Source organism: Pauljensenia sp. UMB10120, from assembly GCF_030212035.1.
GTDB classification, from domain to species: Bacteria; Actinomycetota; Actinomycetes; order Actinomycetales; family Actinomycetaceae; genus Pauljensenia; species Pauljensenia radingae_A.
In genome coordinates this window covers 1-14,643 of the sequence record NZ_JASODH010000004.1, presented here as the reverse complement: position 1 = coordinate 14,643, position 14,643 = coordinate 1, and the positions used below count along the sequence as shown (strand labels likewise).

General features: G+C 56.8%; 16 protein-coding genes and 1 pseudogene. 5 read left to right on the top strand and 12 right to left on the bottom strand.

Going from position 1 to position 14,643, the window contains the following annotated elements:
- Positions 1–118: 118 nt before the first annotated feature.
- The gene (locus QP093_RS04790; protein ID WP_285015140.1) at positions 119–352 is read right to left on the bottom strand and encodes an antitoxin VbhA family protein; all 234 of its coding nucleotides are present in this window, start codon (positions 350–352) and stop codon (positions 119–121) included.
- A 269-nt stretch (positions 353–621) separates the two neighbouring features.
- Between QP093_RS04790 and QP093_RS04785 the strand changes: the two genes are divergently transcribed.
- The 4 genes and pseudogenes from QP093_RS04785 to QP093_RS04775 all read left to right on the top strand — a co-directional run bounded on the left by QP093_RS04785 (position 622) and on the right by QP093_RS04775 (position 2,881).
- Positions 622–954 carry a transcriptional regulator gene (locus tag QP093_RS04785; RefSeq protein ID WP_092648155.1) on the top strand — a complete coding sequence of 111 codons (333 nt, stop codon included), beginning with the start codon at positions 622–624 and terminating at the stop codon, positions 952–954.
- The gene (locus QP093_RS04780; RefSeq protein ID WP_285015131.1) at positions 951–1,805 is read left to right on the top strand and encodes a nucleotidyl transferase AbiEii/AbiGii toxin family protein; all 855 of its coding nucleotides are present in this window, start codon (positions 951–953) and stop codon (positions 1,803–1,805) included. Before QP093_RS04785 ends, QP093_RS04780 begins: the two co-directional genes overlap by 4 nt.
- Before the next feature lie 84 nt (positions 1,806–1,889).
- Positions 1,890–2,228, top strand: a pseudogene (locus QP093_RS10020) (recombinase family protein); the annotation flags it as partial.
- A 104-nt stretch (positions 2,229–2,332) separates the two neighbouring features.
- Positions 2,333–2,881: a hypothetical protein gene (locus tag QP093_RS04775; protein WP_285015129.1), complete on the top strand. Its 549-nt coding sequence runs from the start codon at positions 2,333–2,335 to the stop codon at positions 2,879–2,881.
- 102 nt (positions 2,882–2,983) lie between these two features.
- Here QP093_RS04775 and QP093_RS04770 read toward each other — a convergent pair whose 3' ends face one another.
- On the bottom strand, positions 2,984–3,658 hold the full coding sequence (locus tag QP093_RS04770; protein WP_285015126.1) for a DNA-processing protein DprA: 675 nt from the start codon (positions 3,656–3,658) through the stop codon (positions 2,984–2,986).
- 498 nt (positions 3,659–4,156) lie between these two features.
- On the opposite strand from QP093_RS04770, the gene QP093_RS04765 reads away from it, so the two are divergent.
- Complete coding sequence (locus tag QP093_RS04765; RefSeq protein ID WP_285015124.1) at positions 4,157–4,396, top strand: antitoxin VbhA family protein; 240 nt, start codon at positions 4,157–4,159, stop codon at positions 4,394–4,396.
- Between the two features lie 276 nt (positions 4,397–4,672).
- Here QP093_RS04765 and QP093_RS04760 read toward each other — a convergent pair whose 3' ends face one another.
- From QP093_RS04760 to QP093_RS04715, 10 genes are all read right to left on the bottom strand, one after another.
- Positions 4,673–5,674: an ArdC-like ssDNA-binding domain-containing protein gene (locus QP093_RS04760; protein WP_285015123.1), complete on the bottom strand. Its 1,002-nt coding sequence runs from the start codon at positions 5,672–5,674 to the stop codon at positions 4,673–4,675.
- A 123-nt stretch (positions 5,675–5,797) separates the two neighbouring features.
- On the bottom strand, positions 5,798–5,935 hold the full coding sequence (locus QP093_RS04755; RefSeq protein WP_285015121.1) for a hypothetical protein: 138 nt from the start codon (positions 5,933–5,935) through the stop codon (positions 5,798–5,800).
- Positions 5,936–5,964: 29 nt separating this feature from the next.
- On the bottom strand, positions 5,965–6,345 hold the full coding sequence (locus tag QP093_RS04750; protein WP_285015118.1) for a single-stranded DNA-binding protein: 381 nt from the start codon (positions 6,343–6,345) through the stop codon (positions 5,965–5,967).
- Positions 6,346–6,365: 20 nt separating this feature from the next.
- Positions 6,366–7,301, bottom strand: a complete 936-nt coding sequence (locus tag QP093_RS04745; protein WP_285015117.1) for a C40 family peptidase — start codon at positions 7,299–7,301, stop codon at positions 6,366–6,368.
- A gap of 2 nt (positions 7,302–7,303) precedes the next feature.
- Positions 7,304–7,639, bottom strand: coding sequence for a glutaredoxin domain-containing protein (locus QP093_RS04740; RefSeq protein ID WP_285015114.1), 336 nt, complete (start codon positions 7,637–7,639; stop codon positions 7,304–7,306).
- Positions 7,640–7,749: 110 nt separating this feature from the next.
- Entirely contained in the window at positions 7,750–10,392 is a 2,643-nt protein-coding gene (locus QP093_RS04735) for a VaFE repeat-containing surface-anchored protein (RefSeq protein ID WP_285015111.1), read from the bottom strand.
- Positions 10,393–10,536: 144 nt separating this feature from the next.
- On the bottom strand, positions 10,537–11,700 hold the full coding sequence (locus tag QP093_RS04730) for a coiled-coil domain-containing protein (protein WP_285015109.1): 1,164 nt from the start codon (positions 11,698–11,700) through the stop codon (positions 10,537–10,539).
- Positions 11,701–11,771: 71 nt separating this feature from the next.
- Entirely contained in the window at positions 11,772–12,074 is a 303-nt protein-coding gene (locus QP093_RS04725) for a hypothetical protein (RefSeq protein WP_285015107.1), read from the bottom strand.
- Between the two features lie 7 nt (positions 12,075–12,081).
- Positions 12,082–12,885, bottom strand: a complete 804-nt coding sequence (locus QP093_RS04720; RefSeq protein ID WP_285015105.1) for a ParA family protein — start codon at positions 12,883–12,885, stop codon at positions 12,082–12,084.
- 96 nt (positions 12,886–12,981) lie between these two features.
- Positions 12,982–14,052, bottom strand: coding sequence for a tyrosine-type recombinase/integrase (locus QP093_RS04715; protein ID WP_285015102.1), 1,071 nt, complete (start codon positions 14,050–14,052; stop codon positions 12,982–12,984).
- Positions 14,053–14,643: the final 591 nt, after the last annotated feature.

The window sequence follows — 14,643 nt, the reverse complement described above, 5'->3', positions numbered from 1 at the left end:
AATTGTTGAACGCGAGACGTGGAACACTCGCTACGCCTATGGCAACTGCACAAACAAGGCACTGCGAGACATCTACACAGCATGCGACCAAGGCCAACACGGACTCTCCGTCATCCAACTACACACCTTCGTCCACGATGTCCTCAAGACCAGAACAGGCGTCGATGTGCTGGGTGAGTTGAGCAATGTATTCAGCGTCGCTGATTTGTCCAGATAGGCATTGCTCAAGCAAATCTCTAATGTGGGTGTCCGTAACGGTATGGCCAGCTAAGGCGAGCGCAGTATCTGCAAACGACACGGCTTCGCGCACTGTGCTTAGAGCAACTAATCGTGTTTGTGCTGACACGCTCATAATGCCTCCCCGTATTGTTTTAATTCTATCGCGGGCGCGTGCATTACTCAATGGGTGGCGGTTCTGCACGGGTCGGGTTTTGGGCGCTGGTTTTGCACGTTTTGTTTGCTTGGTTTTACGCGGTTTCTGGTTTCGGTAGTTGTGGTGTGCGTTATCGGTCGATTCTGCACGCTTGGTGGCAAGAAAGTGGCCAGACTCCGCCCAAACCTGTGATGGATGGATTCCTGCTGAGACGGTACAGTGGAGTGGACATGAAAAGGAGGCAGGCTATGAGTGAGACGACAGCGACCCGCATGCGCTTACGCGACATCAAGCCCTATGACGCGCCCGCCTCGCTCGACGAGCTGCACGGCCCCTATGACGGGCTCATCGACTTGCCTCACTACGTGCGCTGGCAGACTGATCGCCTCGGCGTGGATGTGTCGAACCTGGGCTGGCGTCGTATGGCCTACCAGGCACTGCTCGCCGAAGGCACCGCTGACGAGCAGCGCCGCTTGATGAACCGCAACCGGCTCATCGAGACGTGGCCAATCCTGAACATGGACCCGCGCGTGCGCGCCTTGTGGGAAGGACGCTTTCCCAAGCTTCGGGTGACTGTGTGAACAGCGACCCGGAAGAGCAGCGACGCATCGCGCGCCTGGCGCTGGAGGCCGCCGGGGACGACGCCGACTTCGCCTTGGCCGGCTCAGGTGCGATCCGTGAACATGGATTGATTGATCGGCCTACCCAAGACGTGGACCTGTTCACCGTTCAGCAGGCCCAGGCACACTTTGGCACCTCGCTTGACCGGATTATCGCCGCGCTGCGCGCGGCCGGCTATACCGTGGAGACCCGCCGCCGCCAAGACATGTTTGCCCAACTCACCATCATCAGTGAGCAGGGACGCAGTACCGACATGGATCTCGGCGTGGACTGGCGGGCTCACCCGCCTGTACGGCTGGAGGTCGGGCCCGTGCTTGCCATTGAGGACGCGGTAGCTAACAAGGTCGGTGCCCTGTACTCGCGGGCCGAGACCCGTGACTATCTCGACGTAGACGCGATCCGGCGTTCGGGCAGATACAGTGACAAGGAGCTGGTGAACATAGCCCGTAACGCTGATGCCGCTTTTGACCTGAGATGGTTCACCCAAAACCTCGACAACGTCGAGCGCATCCAACCCGAAGAAGTGCAGGTCTACGGCATGACAGCCAGTCAGCTTGACGACGTGAAAGCGCGCACCAAGGCGTGGGCGGCAAACATTCGCGGCCAAGCCCAAGATGGCACTCTATCTTCCGGCTTCAGGCCTGACCGTATCCGCCAGATCATTGCCTTGGCAGACCACTACACCACACCCCGCCAGGCCGGAAACGCCAGCGAGACTGACCAAGCCGGCACTGTCAGTCATTGTCAGCCGCCTAGTCAACACCGCCACGAACCAGGTCAAGGGCGTAGCCTGGGAAAACTTTCTCCTTGAGGTAGCAGCTGTGCGGTTAGAGTCGGATGGTTTTCCAGGTCATGCCCAGCCAGTAGGTGGTGTCGAGTTGGACTTGTTCGACGACGCCTCCCACGTCTGGGACGATCGCTGATCGATTTGATCAGCATTCTTGACGATTTGGCAGTGCGTGGAGTTGATTTACCTGTACCGGTCGAGGGAATTGATACGAGGACTCCAGGCGGCAGGTTGCTCTTTGAAATTGCGGGTGCGTTCGCTAAATATGATCGTTCCCTGATTCGTTCCCGCACGCGCGAAGGATTGGAAGCTGTCCGCAGGAGGGGAGCCCGCATCGGACGGCCTTCAGCATTGAATGCCGAGCAACAATTGGCGGCTCAGCACGTGCATGAAGATAGGACTCCGGTCACGCAAGTCGTTCACGTGCTTGGATGTTCGGAAGGATGATCTACAGGTGCAACAGGTCGTGACAAGCTTGTAAGTCGTCAATGTGATTGCAGCCGCAACTGTGATACGTGTTCGCGAAAACTGCTCACGTTGAGGAGAGAGTCATGGATATGCTCGACACTGTTCCTAAGGTGTTTATGCGTAAGAACTCAATTCGAGACTTTTTGGTCTCGGTGTATGTGTGGTCGACACTGGCAGGTATACTCATGCCAGGTACTCGCGGTGTGACCAACGTGGCGTATCTTCTTCAACTTTTCGGCATGAGGAAAACGGCTGACTGGTTGCGAGAGCTCTTCGAGCGATTGACAATAACAAGTCCTGAGGTAACTCGATGTGTTCGAGTATGGATTCTCTTTGCCTTGGTGGTGTGTGTATGGAGATTCTGCTGGGCGTATCGCGATGATTTCAGGACGGTTTTACCAACACCTGAGGCATCGGCGTTGTGCCTGACGTGCTGTCTTACGGCAGACTTTTGCTCTCCATCATGGGTTCCCGTGGCTCTTTCCCTAACGCTGGCTATCATTGGATTGCCTCTGCGGCGTGAAAGGCTTCCGATTGCTGTGATGGCTCTTGCTGATCTGATGACGTGTTTCTTCATCGTATGGGTCCCTGTGGTTTGGCAGTCGCCACTGGCTGCGTCGCAAGAATCCTGATAGGAAAATCAGGTGGGTCCGATAATTGCTTCGGCTCGGGCGGCCGTAGAATCGCGGCCTCCCCCCCTGCAGCTTGGAGTGGAGGCCGCGATTCGCTGTTTTTTAAGGCAGTAGGCCAAGTATGTCGTCTGCGGTGGTGATCACGTGAGCGCCTTCCTGGAGGAGCCTGTTTGATCCTGCTGCCATCACTGAGTCGGTGGGCCATTGCACGGCTCCGAGCGGGGTGCCGTAGATTCTGGCTTGCAGTCCTGCAAATACGGCACTGGTGCGGCTGGCGGCTTCAATAACGATGAGGATGCTGGCAGTGCGGGCCATGAATGTTTTGAGGTCGAGGAATGCGCTGCGCACTGGGGGTTCGTGGTCTTCTCGTAAAGACAGGTGAGCGCCTCCATAGGTGATGAGCTGAGAGCAGATGTGAGCGTTCGCGCGCGGGTAGATATTGGCCAGTCCAGAGGGCAGGCAGCAGATTGTGGGAGTTTCTTGCTGTAGTGCGGCTTCCATGATGGCCTGTGACGTTCCGATCCCGCTGTCGCACATGAGTGTGACCTCGTGACGTGCTAGCTGGCATGTCAATGTGCGGGCCATGTGTGCGGCGCTCCCAGTGCATGCGCGGGTTCCGACCAGGGCGATTATTGGGCGTGAAATGAGGTCATCCCACTGCGCGTCATTGCTCATGCGCACGCGTGCAGCGATTTCGTCACGTTCACTGCTTGTTGCGCGGCGGGCCTTGAGCGCGACGTGAAGCGTTTGGTTGTGCGTGGGGGCCGTGCGTGTCATGGTTGCGAGCATCGGAGTTGTCCCTTTCTGTGTGTGACTTTTGTTTTTGCCTCGCTGGCAGTGAGGTTATGAGGCGAGTGCAAGGCGGTTTGGCAACCTTGTGTGGGTGCGGTGGAACGTGGAATAAATAGCGATAGCGGTTTATGCCGCGAAAGTCCGGTGCGCCCAGCCCCTGTGGGGCTTGCCAGGGCGCCGGCGAGCGATAATCGAAAGCCAGCGAGGATAAAACACCGTTAAAGAACGCGTCCCAAAGGGGATGGCGATCATGAAAGCGGCGAAGCCACACCGACGGTGAATGGGCTGATTGATGCAATCAGCTCTGACAACAGGAAGGATACGCGCGGGTGCACGTCTCACGATCCACAAAGTTCACGAGTTTCCTGCACGGTGCTGGTGCTGGTTATCCTGGCGCGTGAAATTTGCGTACTGTGTGGCTCCTTTTGCTTGGATTCATGCGGAAAACTCGAGTATAATAGAGGCGTTGTGAGGAGGCGTGCAATGGAAAGCTTTGATGTTGAGCTACGCTGGCCAGAGCTTTTTGAGCACCTAAGTGAGCGTGAGCATCACGCTGTGCGCCAATCGCTTGCTGCAGCATGGCATGAGGGGTTTGAGCCTACCCGCGATCATGTCAAGAACCTGACTGAGTATGCGCTCGGTGTGATGACGCGCGATGAATACCGTCAGCGCGGTATTGAAATCGCGCGCCATATGGCTGGAGTTTCCTCAGTGGCGCGTTAGTCAAATGGCATGTTTTGACAGCTGGGGATCATATTTCTATCCCGAAACGATTGATCCCGAGACAGTCAACGGTACGCTCCGTAATCTGTACGGTGAGCGTGACGCGGGCGTCGCGGCCACAGCATGGTCGAGGCATGTAGACAAGCAATGCAGGTTAAGCGATATGTAGAATAAAGCGCCGCCCTTGAGAGATTTGAGATCCCCTGTGGGCGGCGCCCTTTTGTGTTCCCTGCTGCCGCAGGGCATAAAGCCCGTCAGTTTTCGTGACTGTCCCCGTTACCTGCTGCGCGCACGGCTTGTCTCTCGCGACGAGATGCCTCGTGGGATTGGGTGGTGTGTGGGGTGGTTGAGTTTGGTGAGTTGTGGTGTTTGTCCGATGCCTGGCAGCGGTCGCCTGGTTGGCTTGTCGATGGCTTCTTGCTGTTCTTGTTGTTGCTTGACGTGTTCGAGGGTTTGTACAGCGTGGTCACTGGGCGTTTGTGGATCGAGGTGTTCGATGATCCAGTTGGAGTTTTCGACGACACGCTCGCCGGTGGCGAGGATGGTGTCTTCATCCGCTTTCGACCAGGCTGCTATGTAGCCGGTGGAGTACTCGGCCGTGTCGAGGCCAAAGTACCTACTGACGAGGTAGGCGCACGATTCAGCCTCCACTTCTTTGATTCCCCTGTGCATGTCTGTATTGACCTGATCCATGTGGAGGCGTGCGTGGCTGATTTCGTGAATGAGCGTCTTGAACTGGTGCCCTTTTGGCGTGTCTGTTGCCACGTGGATAGTTTTGTCTCCCATTGCGTCGATGAGAGGGCGTGAGGTGACTCCGTAGGCGCCATGAAGGGCTGCTCTGGTTGTTTCTTCGTATTTGTAGCCGAGGTCTTTGACGATTTGTTGTGCGCGTTGCCAGAGTTCTTCTGAGCGTTCGCCAGTTACTTGCGGGAGGTCTTTGCCTTTAATTGGTTCACCGTCGGTTTGCTGGTAGCCGAACGTTGTGCGCACGGTAAATCCTGTGATCGCTTTCTTCCAGATGATGTCTTTCTTGTCGTATTTGTCTACTTCGGCTTTATTGAGTGGCTTGTCGCTGTTTTTAAGGAAGGGCAGTTTGTATATGACGGGGGCCAGTACCTTGTAACCCTTTTCGCCTTTTTGGACCTGCCTGCCAAGTTTCTTCCAGGCGCTGTAAGAGGCGAAGGATGATTCCATGGTCCCGCGCTGTACGGCTTGCGTGTGTAGCCAGATGAGGTTGCGGAATGAGTACCGTGGCATTCGTGCCATGTAGTCAAGCATGTCTTTCCAGGCTTGAGTGTCTGTGAACGTGCTGGCTGCTTCGGCTATTTCTGCGTGGGCCAGGGCGAGTTGAGCTTCGCGTTGGGCTCGTGCCGCGTCGGTCTTGCTAGGGCGCGCCATGATCTACATGCCCGCCTGCTGCTTGCCTGTTTCGAGAGCTTCTACTCTGCTGGTGAGCGCGTTGATTTGGTCTTGCTGTGCTTCGACTTGCTCAATGAGGCTTTCGACGAGCTCGAGGGTGGTGTATTGGGGTTTCATCATTTTCTCCTCATGAAAGGGTGTGGACTGGATTATTTGTTGTCCTTCGTGGTGGGTTGGGTGATGATGTGGAGCTCTTGCCTGGTGAGGTCTGCTCCGATGTGATCGACCCACACATCGTTTGCCGTTCGCTGGCTTCCTTCTTCGTCTGTGTAGGTACGCTGGCGATAGCTGCCGGCGAAGATGACGGCCGCGTTGCCGTTAAGGTCATGGAAGTCGTGTAGCTTGACGGCCGCGTTGCCGTTGAGGCGGAGGTAGTACGCAGTGGTGGCCACGTCTTCCCACTTGCCGGTTTCAGTGTTTTTGGCGCGGTCGTTGACAATGACTGTTACTCGCCCGCTGTAGGTACCGTCGTCGTTCATGATGAGTTTGACGGGGCCGGCTAGGTTTCCGGCTCGGATTATGTAGCTCATTTTTCTCCTTCGTGGTTTCTTTAGATTCGGATGGTTGTCCAGGTCATGCCCAGCCAGTACGCGGTGTCCAGAGACACCTGTTCGACATGTCCTCCCACGTCTGGTGCGTGGATCATGAGGCGGTGTCCTTGAGGATCCTGTCCGGCGTAGATCCCGATGTGGTGGTAGTGGCTGCTTCCGTGGTATGCGAAGCCGATGAGGTCGCCTGGCTGCATGGCGTCTTGCGCAATGGTGGTGCCCGCTGTGGTGATGATGTCGTGTGCGGTTCGAACGTTCAGTGGCTTGCCGAGGTCGGCGTAGACGCGCACGATCAGTCCTGAGCAGTCCAGGCCGCTGGGGCTGGTGCCTCCCCACACGTAGGGCACGCCGAAGTACTTCTGGGCTGTGGCCACAACAGACGACGAAGAAGGAGAAGCCTGAGTGTACTTGCCTGCGAGGCGCTTGATGCGTGCGACGTAATCCTGTGTTTCAGTAAACGGAGGGATACCCCCGTGTTGCTGGACGGCTCCAGGCCCCGCGTTGTAGGCGGCCAGTGCCAGGTCAATCGTGTTGCCATCTGCTTGCCCGCTGCGCGTATAGCCTGTGACGATTTCGACCAGCGCGCACATGAAGGCACCCTGGCTGGCGATGGCATCATCGGGATTGAAGGGATCTGCGGTGCCGTCACCGTCGGCATCGATGCCACGTGTTTTCCACGTGCCAGGCATGAACTGCGCGATGCCCTGCGCGCCCATCGGACTGACCGCGTGAGGATCCCATCCTGATTCAGCTTCGATCTGTGCGGCAATCAAGCTGGGAGTGATTTCCTCACAGACACTTCCAGCCTTCATCACGGCCGCCAGGTACTCAGCTGGCACGCCACTTAATGATGCGGCTTTTTCTTCTTCTCCTCCGGCCATCATCAATGGCATCACAGTGAGCGGGATGGCGGCTAGTATGCCGACAAGCTTTTTCACGCTCATCGCCCTTGATGCGGCTCAAGCCGGTGCGCATTGGGTTGGGCGGGACCGGTTGTACGGGCTTTCCTGGCATGCCCGCTCTGGTCGGGTTGAGTGTATGGCTCTGCTAGAGCGATGATTTGGCGGATGCGGTCTGGCCTGAAGCCGGCAGAGCGCCCCTGGCTGGTTTCAATGATTGGGGCTGATAGGAGGCCTTCGGCTTTGAAGCGCTCTATGAGGTCTGGCCGCTGGCTTAAGTCAATGTGGTCATAGGAAATTCCTGCCTTGTCAAGGGTGCGGCGAGTGAGTGCGCATCCTGGGCAGTGGGGCGTGGTGTAGATCGTGATGGCGTCCATACTGGTGACGTATGGTGTGTGCGCACAAGGCCACCCGCAGTCGAGGGGGACTAGGAACGTGGCCCGCAGGGTTTCCTGCGGGCCACGTCCGTCATATTAGGAGGTGAGAGTTAGGCTGATTTGCGCCTCTTGGCAAGGGCGAGTGCGCCGCCTCCTGCTAGTATTAGCGCTGCTGCGCCGCTCAGAGCGGTGGTGGCACCTGTTCGTGCCAGGTCGCGCCCCGCGCCGCCGTCGGAGTGATCAGAGGCTTTGAGCTTGATCGTCTGGTCGGCGTCGTTCGGGTCTTCGTGGGTGCCTACGAGCTGGCCGTCAGCGTCGTAGACGTATTCGAAGGCAACCAGCTCGGTGTTTGCCATGCCTGTAGTGTCGAGCGTGGCTATTACCTTGCCGCAATCTTGCGGGTTCTGGGGCGAGAACTTCGCGGTTACCTCATAGTCCTTGCCGCCGACCGTGACCATCTCGCCGGTGGTCTTGTTGTGGATCTTGAGCTTAAGCGTGTACTCAACTCCAGGGGTGAGCATTTCGTTCGCGTCGCATACCGTGTCGATCAGTTTGGTGTCCTTGGCGGGCGTGAGCGTCTTGTCACCGTTCTGGCCGGTGAAAGTGGTCTTCAGCTTGGGGCCCGGACCGAAGGTGATGGTTTGGTTTTCATCGGTAATGTCGGCATGGATAGCGATGCTTTTGCCATCCTGGAATAGTTCCTCAAATGCGACCGTGGTCTTGCCGGCAAACAGTGCTGCGTCCACTTCGAAGGCGACCATGACAGTGCCGTTAGCGCTTTCAGGCGTGAAGGTTGTGGTGGCCGTGATTTCTTTGCCATCCGAGTCCAGCATCGGTTTGCCGGTTTCCTTATCCATGAGAGTGCCGGTCAGAGAGTATTCCTTACCAGGTGCAAGATTGGTGTAAGCAACCTCGTCGATCAGGACACGCTTGCCATACCCAGGCGCCTCGCCCTTTCCATCGTTGTACGTCAAGGTGGTGTGGATACCGGGCTCAGCGGTGACAGTGAACTGTTCGGTCTGGTCTTCAACCGAAGTTGCTAGAGGCTGAACGCGGTCGTCGCCAGCGAAGGTAGAGACGAACACGTAGGTTCCTGCTTCCAACTTGCCGTCCGCACCAGTCTTAGCGATCCAGGAAGTATCACCAATGCTGGGGTAGAAGCCGTTCTTGGCTGGAATGGTGACGGTTTCACCGATCTTTTCAGCCTTGTCACGGTTCGCTTGGGTTACTTCAAGGCCAGCCGGGAAGAACAGTACTTCGTGAGAGATTTCTTTCTCGTCTGCCTTGAAGCCTGCTGCGCCTTCAAAGTTGGGGTGATCGGAAGGCATGCCTGTGACCCACACGTCATCTACCAGGTAGGTGCCGGCCTTGGTGTCACGGATACCGAGTTGAGAATCGATCTGCCCCTCATATCGGACGGATGTCGTTTCATCTGCGATACCGTAGCCATCTTTCCAGTCGGCTTTGATGTACTTGGCCCAGGTGGCATTTTGGTCGGCCGCCTGCACTTGCCATACCCATGTGTAGAAGCCATCCTTAGGTGCTGCGCCTGCGTTGGCAGTCAGTACCGTATCCGGCCCGTCCGCCTCAATGGTGAGCGATTTGACTAATTCTGTGTTTTCTGGCGCCCCGTCAGCCGCTGTGGGTAGATCGGTTGGTGAAACGAAGTACACGCTCGCGCGGTAGGTCACGGGCACACTCGTGCCGTCAACCTTCAACCACTTGCCATCTCCATAGTCTGGGTCTGCGCTTGGTGTGAACGTGTCAGTCAAATCCGCACCACTATCCACGATCTTTGCTGATTCCACGTTGGACACGCCCTGCGGACGGAAATCAAAAATCACATCCCACGACGGAGAAGTCACAGTCTGAGCAGTTAGTTTCGCAACGTCATAGATGACGTTCTGATTCGCTCCACCAGGAGCCGCAAAGCCCAACACGGGAGCAGTAATGTTCTTGAATGTGACGCTTGCGCTAACGGTACCATTTCCTGTTGAGTGCCATTTGATACCGGTAATAGGTGTAGAGGCGGTTTTTCCCGAGTAGGTCTTGGTGCCGGTCGCGTCGAACACAGCCGGACCATTGAGCGTGGCAGTGAACGGATAACCCGTGACAGGATTGCCGCTACCGTTCACTAGTCTGATGCCGTCAAGCGTTCCGTACATGTGATCGGTGGTTTCCGGTTCGCCTGCTTCCCAGCCCACGATGCTCTTGGCTTTTGCTTCGGCTACCATTTGGCGGGCGCGTGCCTGCACGCTTTCGGGCGCGAGGCCCAGGAGGGAGTCAACGTTTTGCTGGGACTTTTCCGCTCCCTGCGCGCTGCTCTCAAAATTCACGTGAGCGAGGAATCCTGTCGCTGCCGCGTCCACGTCCGTGTTAGAGAACTCCAGGGATTTTGGAGTCCACTTCTTCATGATGTACGCCATTTCGGCGACATTCACGCTCAAGTCAGCTGGGCGCCGAAGATTAGGCTGGCTGGTCAGTTCTCCAGGGGTGACCGCGATCGAGGCCGACGGGTTCACCGCATCTGCTTGAATACACAGACCGGGGACAGGCTGGCCGCTATAGGGAATCCATGTCCCCAGCCAGCCTACGCTTCCTCCGATAGGAACGCCGCGCACCCACGAACCAGCAGCATGAGTAGGTAGTTGTGCGGATACCGTTGCGACGAGAGCGAGAACAACAGCGGCAATTGTTGCTCCCACTTTCAGTGCTCGATCTCGCCAGTGGCATCCGATGGTCGATGTAGACATGAACTCGCTCCATCTGTTGATTGTCAGTGATCACTGAGTCCCACTTATTGGGATCTCAGCTACTTCGTCGATAGTGCGCGCACAGTATTTGCCCGCCCAGCATGGTGCTGAGCGGGCAAATCGGAATGTTTTTACGAAAAAAGACTAGCTGCAGTCTCCGACGCAAATTTCGCCTTGAACATCTCCTATCACGTTGCCGTTTTCGTCTGGCGTTACTTGGTGGTGCCAGCTTCCGTCTGTATTATCTTGTATCCATTCGGGGAAGTTGGGGTTGTAGCAGTATTGGCCTCCACCGCACACGTCTTCACTGCTTGATCCGCCACCGGTGTAGCCACCGTTGCCGACTGCGTTGCCTCCGTTCCAGTCGTTGGAGCCTTCGTTACTGGTGTATCCGGTGTTGTCGTCGTATGGGCTGGTGTTTCCTGCGTCTTGCCTAGTGTCGGCTTGCGCTTTTGCTTTGGCTTGAGTGTCGGCCCAATTCTTGTGTGCTTCATTGACGCTCGTTGTAGCTTCTTTTAGCACGGTGACTTGAGTGAGGGTCGCGTCGATAGCTTCGAACCGGCCGTGGAGAGCTCGCACCGAGTCGGATACTGCCAGCGTGCTATTGGACTGTGTGGATTCGGGTTGAGATGCGGACTGCGCGTCTGATTGACCTGTGTCCCCTGATTGTGGGGCGTCGGTTTGCGCGGTTTCAAGCGCGTCGTCGAGCGCCTTCAGCATGGTGGAGTCCACGCCTTCACGCGGAGCGGTCTTAGCTGCCTGGATCGCGTCGGCCAGCTGCTTGTCTGCTGCGGCCTGGTCAGCCTCCGCCCGCTCGCCCAACTGGTTTTCAATGGTCGTGTTGGCGTCTTTGAGCCTGTTGGTGAGGGCGGTGAGAGTATCGGTGTGAGCGGTGAGCTTCTTGGTTGCATTTTCCAGCTGGGCGCGGGTGAGCTCACTGGCGTTATCAACTGTGGGCGCGCTTGGGGCGGATTGTGCGGCCTGGCGGGCCGCGTTGCACTCGTCGGCCTGAAGGTCGCTCGCACGATCGGTGAGCATGGCTGTGAGCGCGTCAGCGTCCGCCTGCGCGTGGCGCAGGTCCGTTTGCGCCTGCGTGTTCTCGTCTTGTGCTTCTTCAAAGGCTGAGCGTGCCTGGGCGGTGGCCGCGTGAGCATGCCAGATGAGGCCCACGGCTGCAAGGACAGCAACCAGGGCGAGACTGAGGGCTATCAGGACAAGCTTTCGCTTGTACCATGCGGGTTTGATTCCCGACGTGTTCGGGGCAGCGTCACCGCGGTCTTCAACGGCTGGAGTGTTAGTAGTGTTCATTTGGATTCCACGGGTTGTTTCTTCTACAGAGGATAACGGGAAAGTTATATTTGGTCGAGTGTGTGAACGCTTCATCGTGGCCCTACTGGTAGGGTTCCCGGTGGCTGTGGGAGAGCCACATGATTCAGGCGACGATTCACGCTGGTGGTTTCTTTCTTGAGTGCTCGCTCGACCCATTGGCTCCATGTGCGTGGCCCGTCGTAAGGGAGTTCGCTCAGGTATGCACCGCGTGCTGCGTTAGCGATATGCGCGTCTAACGTGATCGTGATTTTTTGCTTGCTGACTGGAGCCTGTTCGGTCTTGCGTGCATTGTCGCGCGGTGCAATCACCGATTGTCCGGTCAGCGCGGATCTGCGTGGTTGTGGCTTACTCATGTGCATGTCATTTCTCCTTGGTTTCTTGATGGTGGTAGATGGCGTGGAGGTAGTCGGTGTAGATGGTGGCGAGAGCGGCCGCATCACGGGTGGGCCACTGTTCTAGTGGCTGTGAGGCTTCTACGCTGTCTGCAATGGCTACCCTCTTGGGTATGGGCGGGTCGAAGATGGTGAGTCCACGTTTTTCGGCTTCATCGCTGAGTTCGTTGAGCCAGTAGTGTCCGCTAGTCGTGGCGCGTTCGTGATTGTTGATGATGATGCCGCCGATGGCGAGGCGTGAGTTGTAGTAGCGGCGGATCTCCTCAATAGAGGTGAGCAGGCGTGCCAGTCCGTTAGCTGACCATAGTTTCGAGTGCGTGACGATTAAGGCTATGTCCGTCGCGGTGAGGCCGTTGATGGTGAGCTGGTCCAGAGATGGTGGACAGTCGATGAGGCATAGGTCGTAGCTATTTGCGACGGTTTGAAGCGCGGTGGCTAGCCTGCTTTCGCGTCCTGCCCCTGCTACCACCAGTTCGTCTCGCACTACAGGTAAGGCGTCGCCGCTGGTTGGTACGAGGTCTACTCCCTCCCATAGGCCAGGCACAGTGACGTCGGCGATGGGGATTTGGGAGCGTTGGGAGAGGACGTCAGCGACGCCTGCCTGGTCATCCCCTGTGGGGTGTAGTGCCAGTGAGGACGTGATGTTGCCCTGGGGGTCAAGATCGACGACAAGGACCTTCAGTCCGTCAAGCACTGCGGCACGGGAGAGGTGGTAGGTTGTGGTTGATTTGCCTACGCCGCCTTTTTGGTTGCAAAGAGCGATGGTCAGCATGGTTCACTCCTTTATGAATCTGGGGTAACAGTGGTTACGGAATTGCCAGCGATACCGGCAATGCTGGTAATGCCAGTAATTCCAGTAATGGTCTGTTTAGAAAAGGTATTCGTTGAATACTGTTGGTAGCAGGTCAAGCGCTTGGCGTTGAAGGCGCACGCTTACGTTCATGTACAGGGCGGTTGTGGATAGGTTTTCGTGACGCATAAGGGTTTGGACGACGCGCGCGTCGGCACCGGCTTCGAGCAGTGCTGTTGCGAAATAGTGGCGCAGTTGGTGTGATGTCATCTTTACTCCCACGCGGGTGAAGGCGTTCGAAATACTTGAGCCGACGGCCCGTCGTTCCACATGAGTCTTAGGGTTTTTTGGTGAAGGGAACCAGTAGCCGCGTAGCGGGTAGTTTTTCGCTTCCCGCATGATGATCGGATGTACCGGCACAACAGAGGTCTTGTGGTTCTTGCCGACGACTTCCAGTAAGCCAGTGGCATGATCGAGGTCTTGACCACGAATCTTTGCTATCTCGTGTACTCGCAGACCGGCGAAGGCTCCGAGCATGATGCGTGTACGCGTGGTGGCGCGAAGCGGCGAGGACAGTGCGGCTTGTAATTGAACGTCAGTGATCGGCCGTGGTTTGTATTTGGGGCGTTTTGGTGGAGATACGCGGATCATTGGGTTGTCCGCACGCTGATCAGTGATGACTAGCCAGTGATAGAACGCGCGTAGGTGGACGTAGTAGGTGTGGCGCGTGATGGCTGAAGGCAGGCTCACTAGCCAGAGCGTGATGTCCTGGTAGGTGGCTGTGAGCGCGTCCAGGTTTGCCTGTTTGGAGAATTGCTCCACGACGCGGATGCGTTCGTCGATGGTGCGTGTGGATAATGAGCGGGCGGCCATTTCGACCATCCAGGCTTCAAGTAGCTGATTGGAAAGTATTGGTCTCGTAATCATGCCTAAAGTTTGCGCCAATACCCGCACCAATCGAGCGCGCACCAGCGCTGTCTTTGACGTGCGCCCGCCATTTCCGGAGTGGTCAGTATTGTCGTAATGACTGGTGATTGTGGAGTTGCCAGCGATTCTGGTAAATGAAAACGCGAGCATCGTGAGCAGCGCGATATATGCTGATTTGAGGAAAAAGTCTTGTAATGAATAGGTCGTGGGTTCGATTCCCACAGGTGGCTCTGGTGATGCCCCCGCGAGAGCGGGGGCTTTCGCATATCCGGGGGTGAACGGCGCGGGTATCCATCCTCCAAGTCTGTCCATTGTTGGGAGCAGGTCTACTGAAGTGTCCCGGGTTTTCTTCCGTTTGGGTGGATGGGAATAATCTGGTTTATGCCGAAGAATTTTGGGGTGAGTGCCCGAAATGTGTGTATGGGGTGGGCGTGTCGCGGGGTGTTGAGTGTCCGGCCCAGCCTTTTTTGATGTGTAGTGATCCGTCTTGGTAGTTGGTGTTGTAGTCGATGGTGGTGTCGTAGCGGGCTGGTGTGCCGGGGTTGTCGGCACGCGTGGTGAGGGGTTTGTGGGATGGTGGCTGGTAGTGGCTGGTGAGGTAGCGTACCGGTTGGTGGGGGTGGATTGTTTTGTTGTTGAGGAACTATTGGACCGCGGTTCGCATGTGGTTTTGTGACAGGCTTTTGTGAGCGGCGAGCAGTTTTCTGATGCCGGCGTTGATCCCGTCTTCGAGACTGCTTGTGGTTCTTGCTATGCCAAGGGTGGCAATGCTGGGGGCAAGATGAGTGAACAGGGACTTTGTTGGCCAGTAGC

Coding starts and splice junctions, on each gene's coding strand:
- QP093_RS04790 (WP_285015140.1), bottom strand. CDS start 352: ATGAGCGTGTCAGCACAAACACGATTAGTTGCTCTAAGCACAGTGCGC.
- QP093_RS04785 (WP_092648155.1), top strand. CDS start 622: ATGAGTGAGACGACAGCGACCCGCATGCGCTTACGCGACATCAAGCCC.
- QP093_RS04775 (WP_285015129.1), top strand. CDS start 2,333: ATGGATATGCTCGACACTGTTCCTAAGGTGTTTATGCGTAAGAACTCA.
- QP093_RS04770 (WP_285015126.1), bottom strand. CDS start 3,658: ATGACACGCACGGCCCCCACGCACAACCAAACGCTTCACGTCGCGCTC.
- QP093_RS04765 (WP_285015124.1), top strand. CDS start 4,157: ATGGAAAGCTTTGATGTTGAGCTACGCTGGCCAGAGCTTTTTGAGCAC.
- QP093_RS04760 (WP_285015123.1), bottom strand. CDS start 5,674: ATGCTTGACTACATGGCACGAATGCCACGGTACTCATTCCGCAACCTC.
- QP093_RS04755 (WP_285015121.1), bottom strand. CDS start 5,935: ATGATGAAACCCCAATACACCACCCTCGAGCTCGTCGAAAGCCTCATT.
- QP093_RS04750 (WP_285015118.1), bottom strand. CDS start 6,345: ATGAGCTACATAATCCGAGCCGGAAACCTAGCCGGCCCCGTCAAACTC.
- QP093_RS04740 (WP_285015114.1), bottom strand. CDS start 7,639: ATGGACGCCATCACGATCTACACCACGCCCCACTGCCCAGGATGCGCA.
- QP093_RS04735 (WP_285015111.1), bottom strand. CDS start 10,392: ATGTCTACATCGACCATCGGATGCCACTGGCGAGATCGAGCACTGAAA.
- QP093_RS04730 (WP_285015109.1), bottom strand. CDS start 11,700: ATGAACACTACTAACACTCCAGCCGTTGAAGACCGCGGTGACGCTGCC.
- QP093_RS04725 (WP_285015107.1), bottom strand. CDS start 12,074: ATGAGTAAGCCACAACCACGCAGATCCGCGCTGACCGGACAATCGGTG.
- QP093_RS04720 (WP_285015105.1), bottom strand. CDS start 12,885: ATGCTGACCATCGCTCTTTGCAACCAAAAAGGCGGCGTAGGCAAATCA.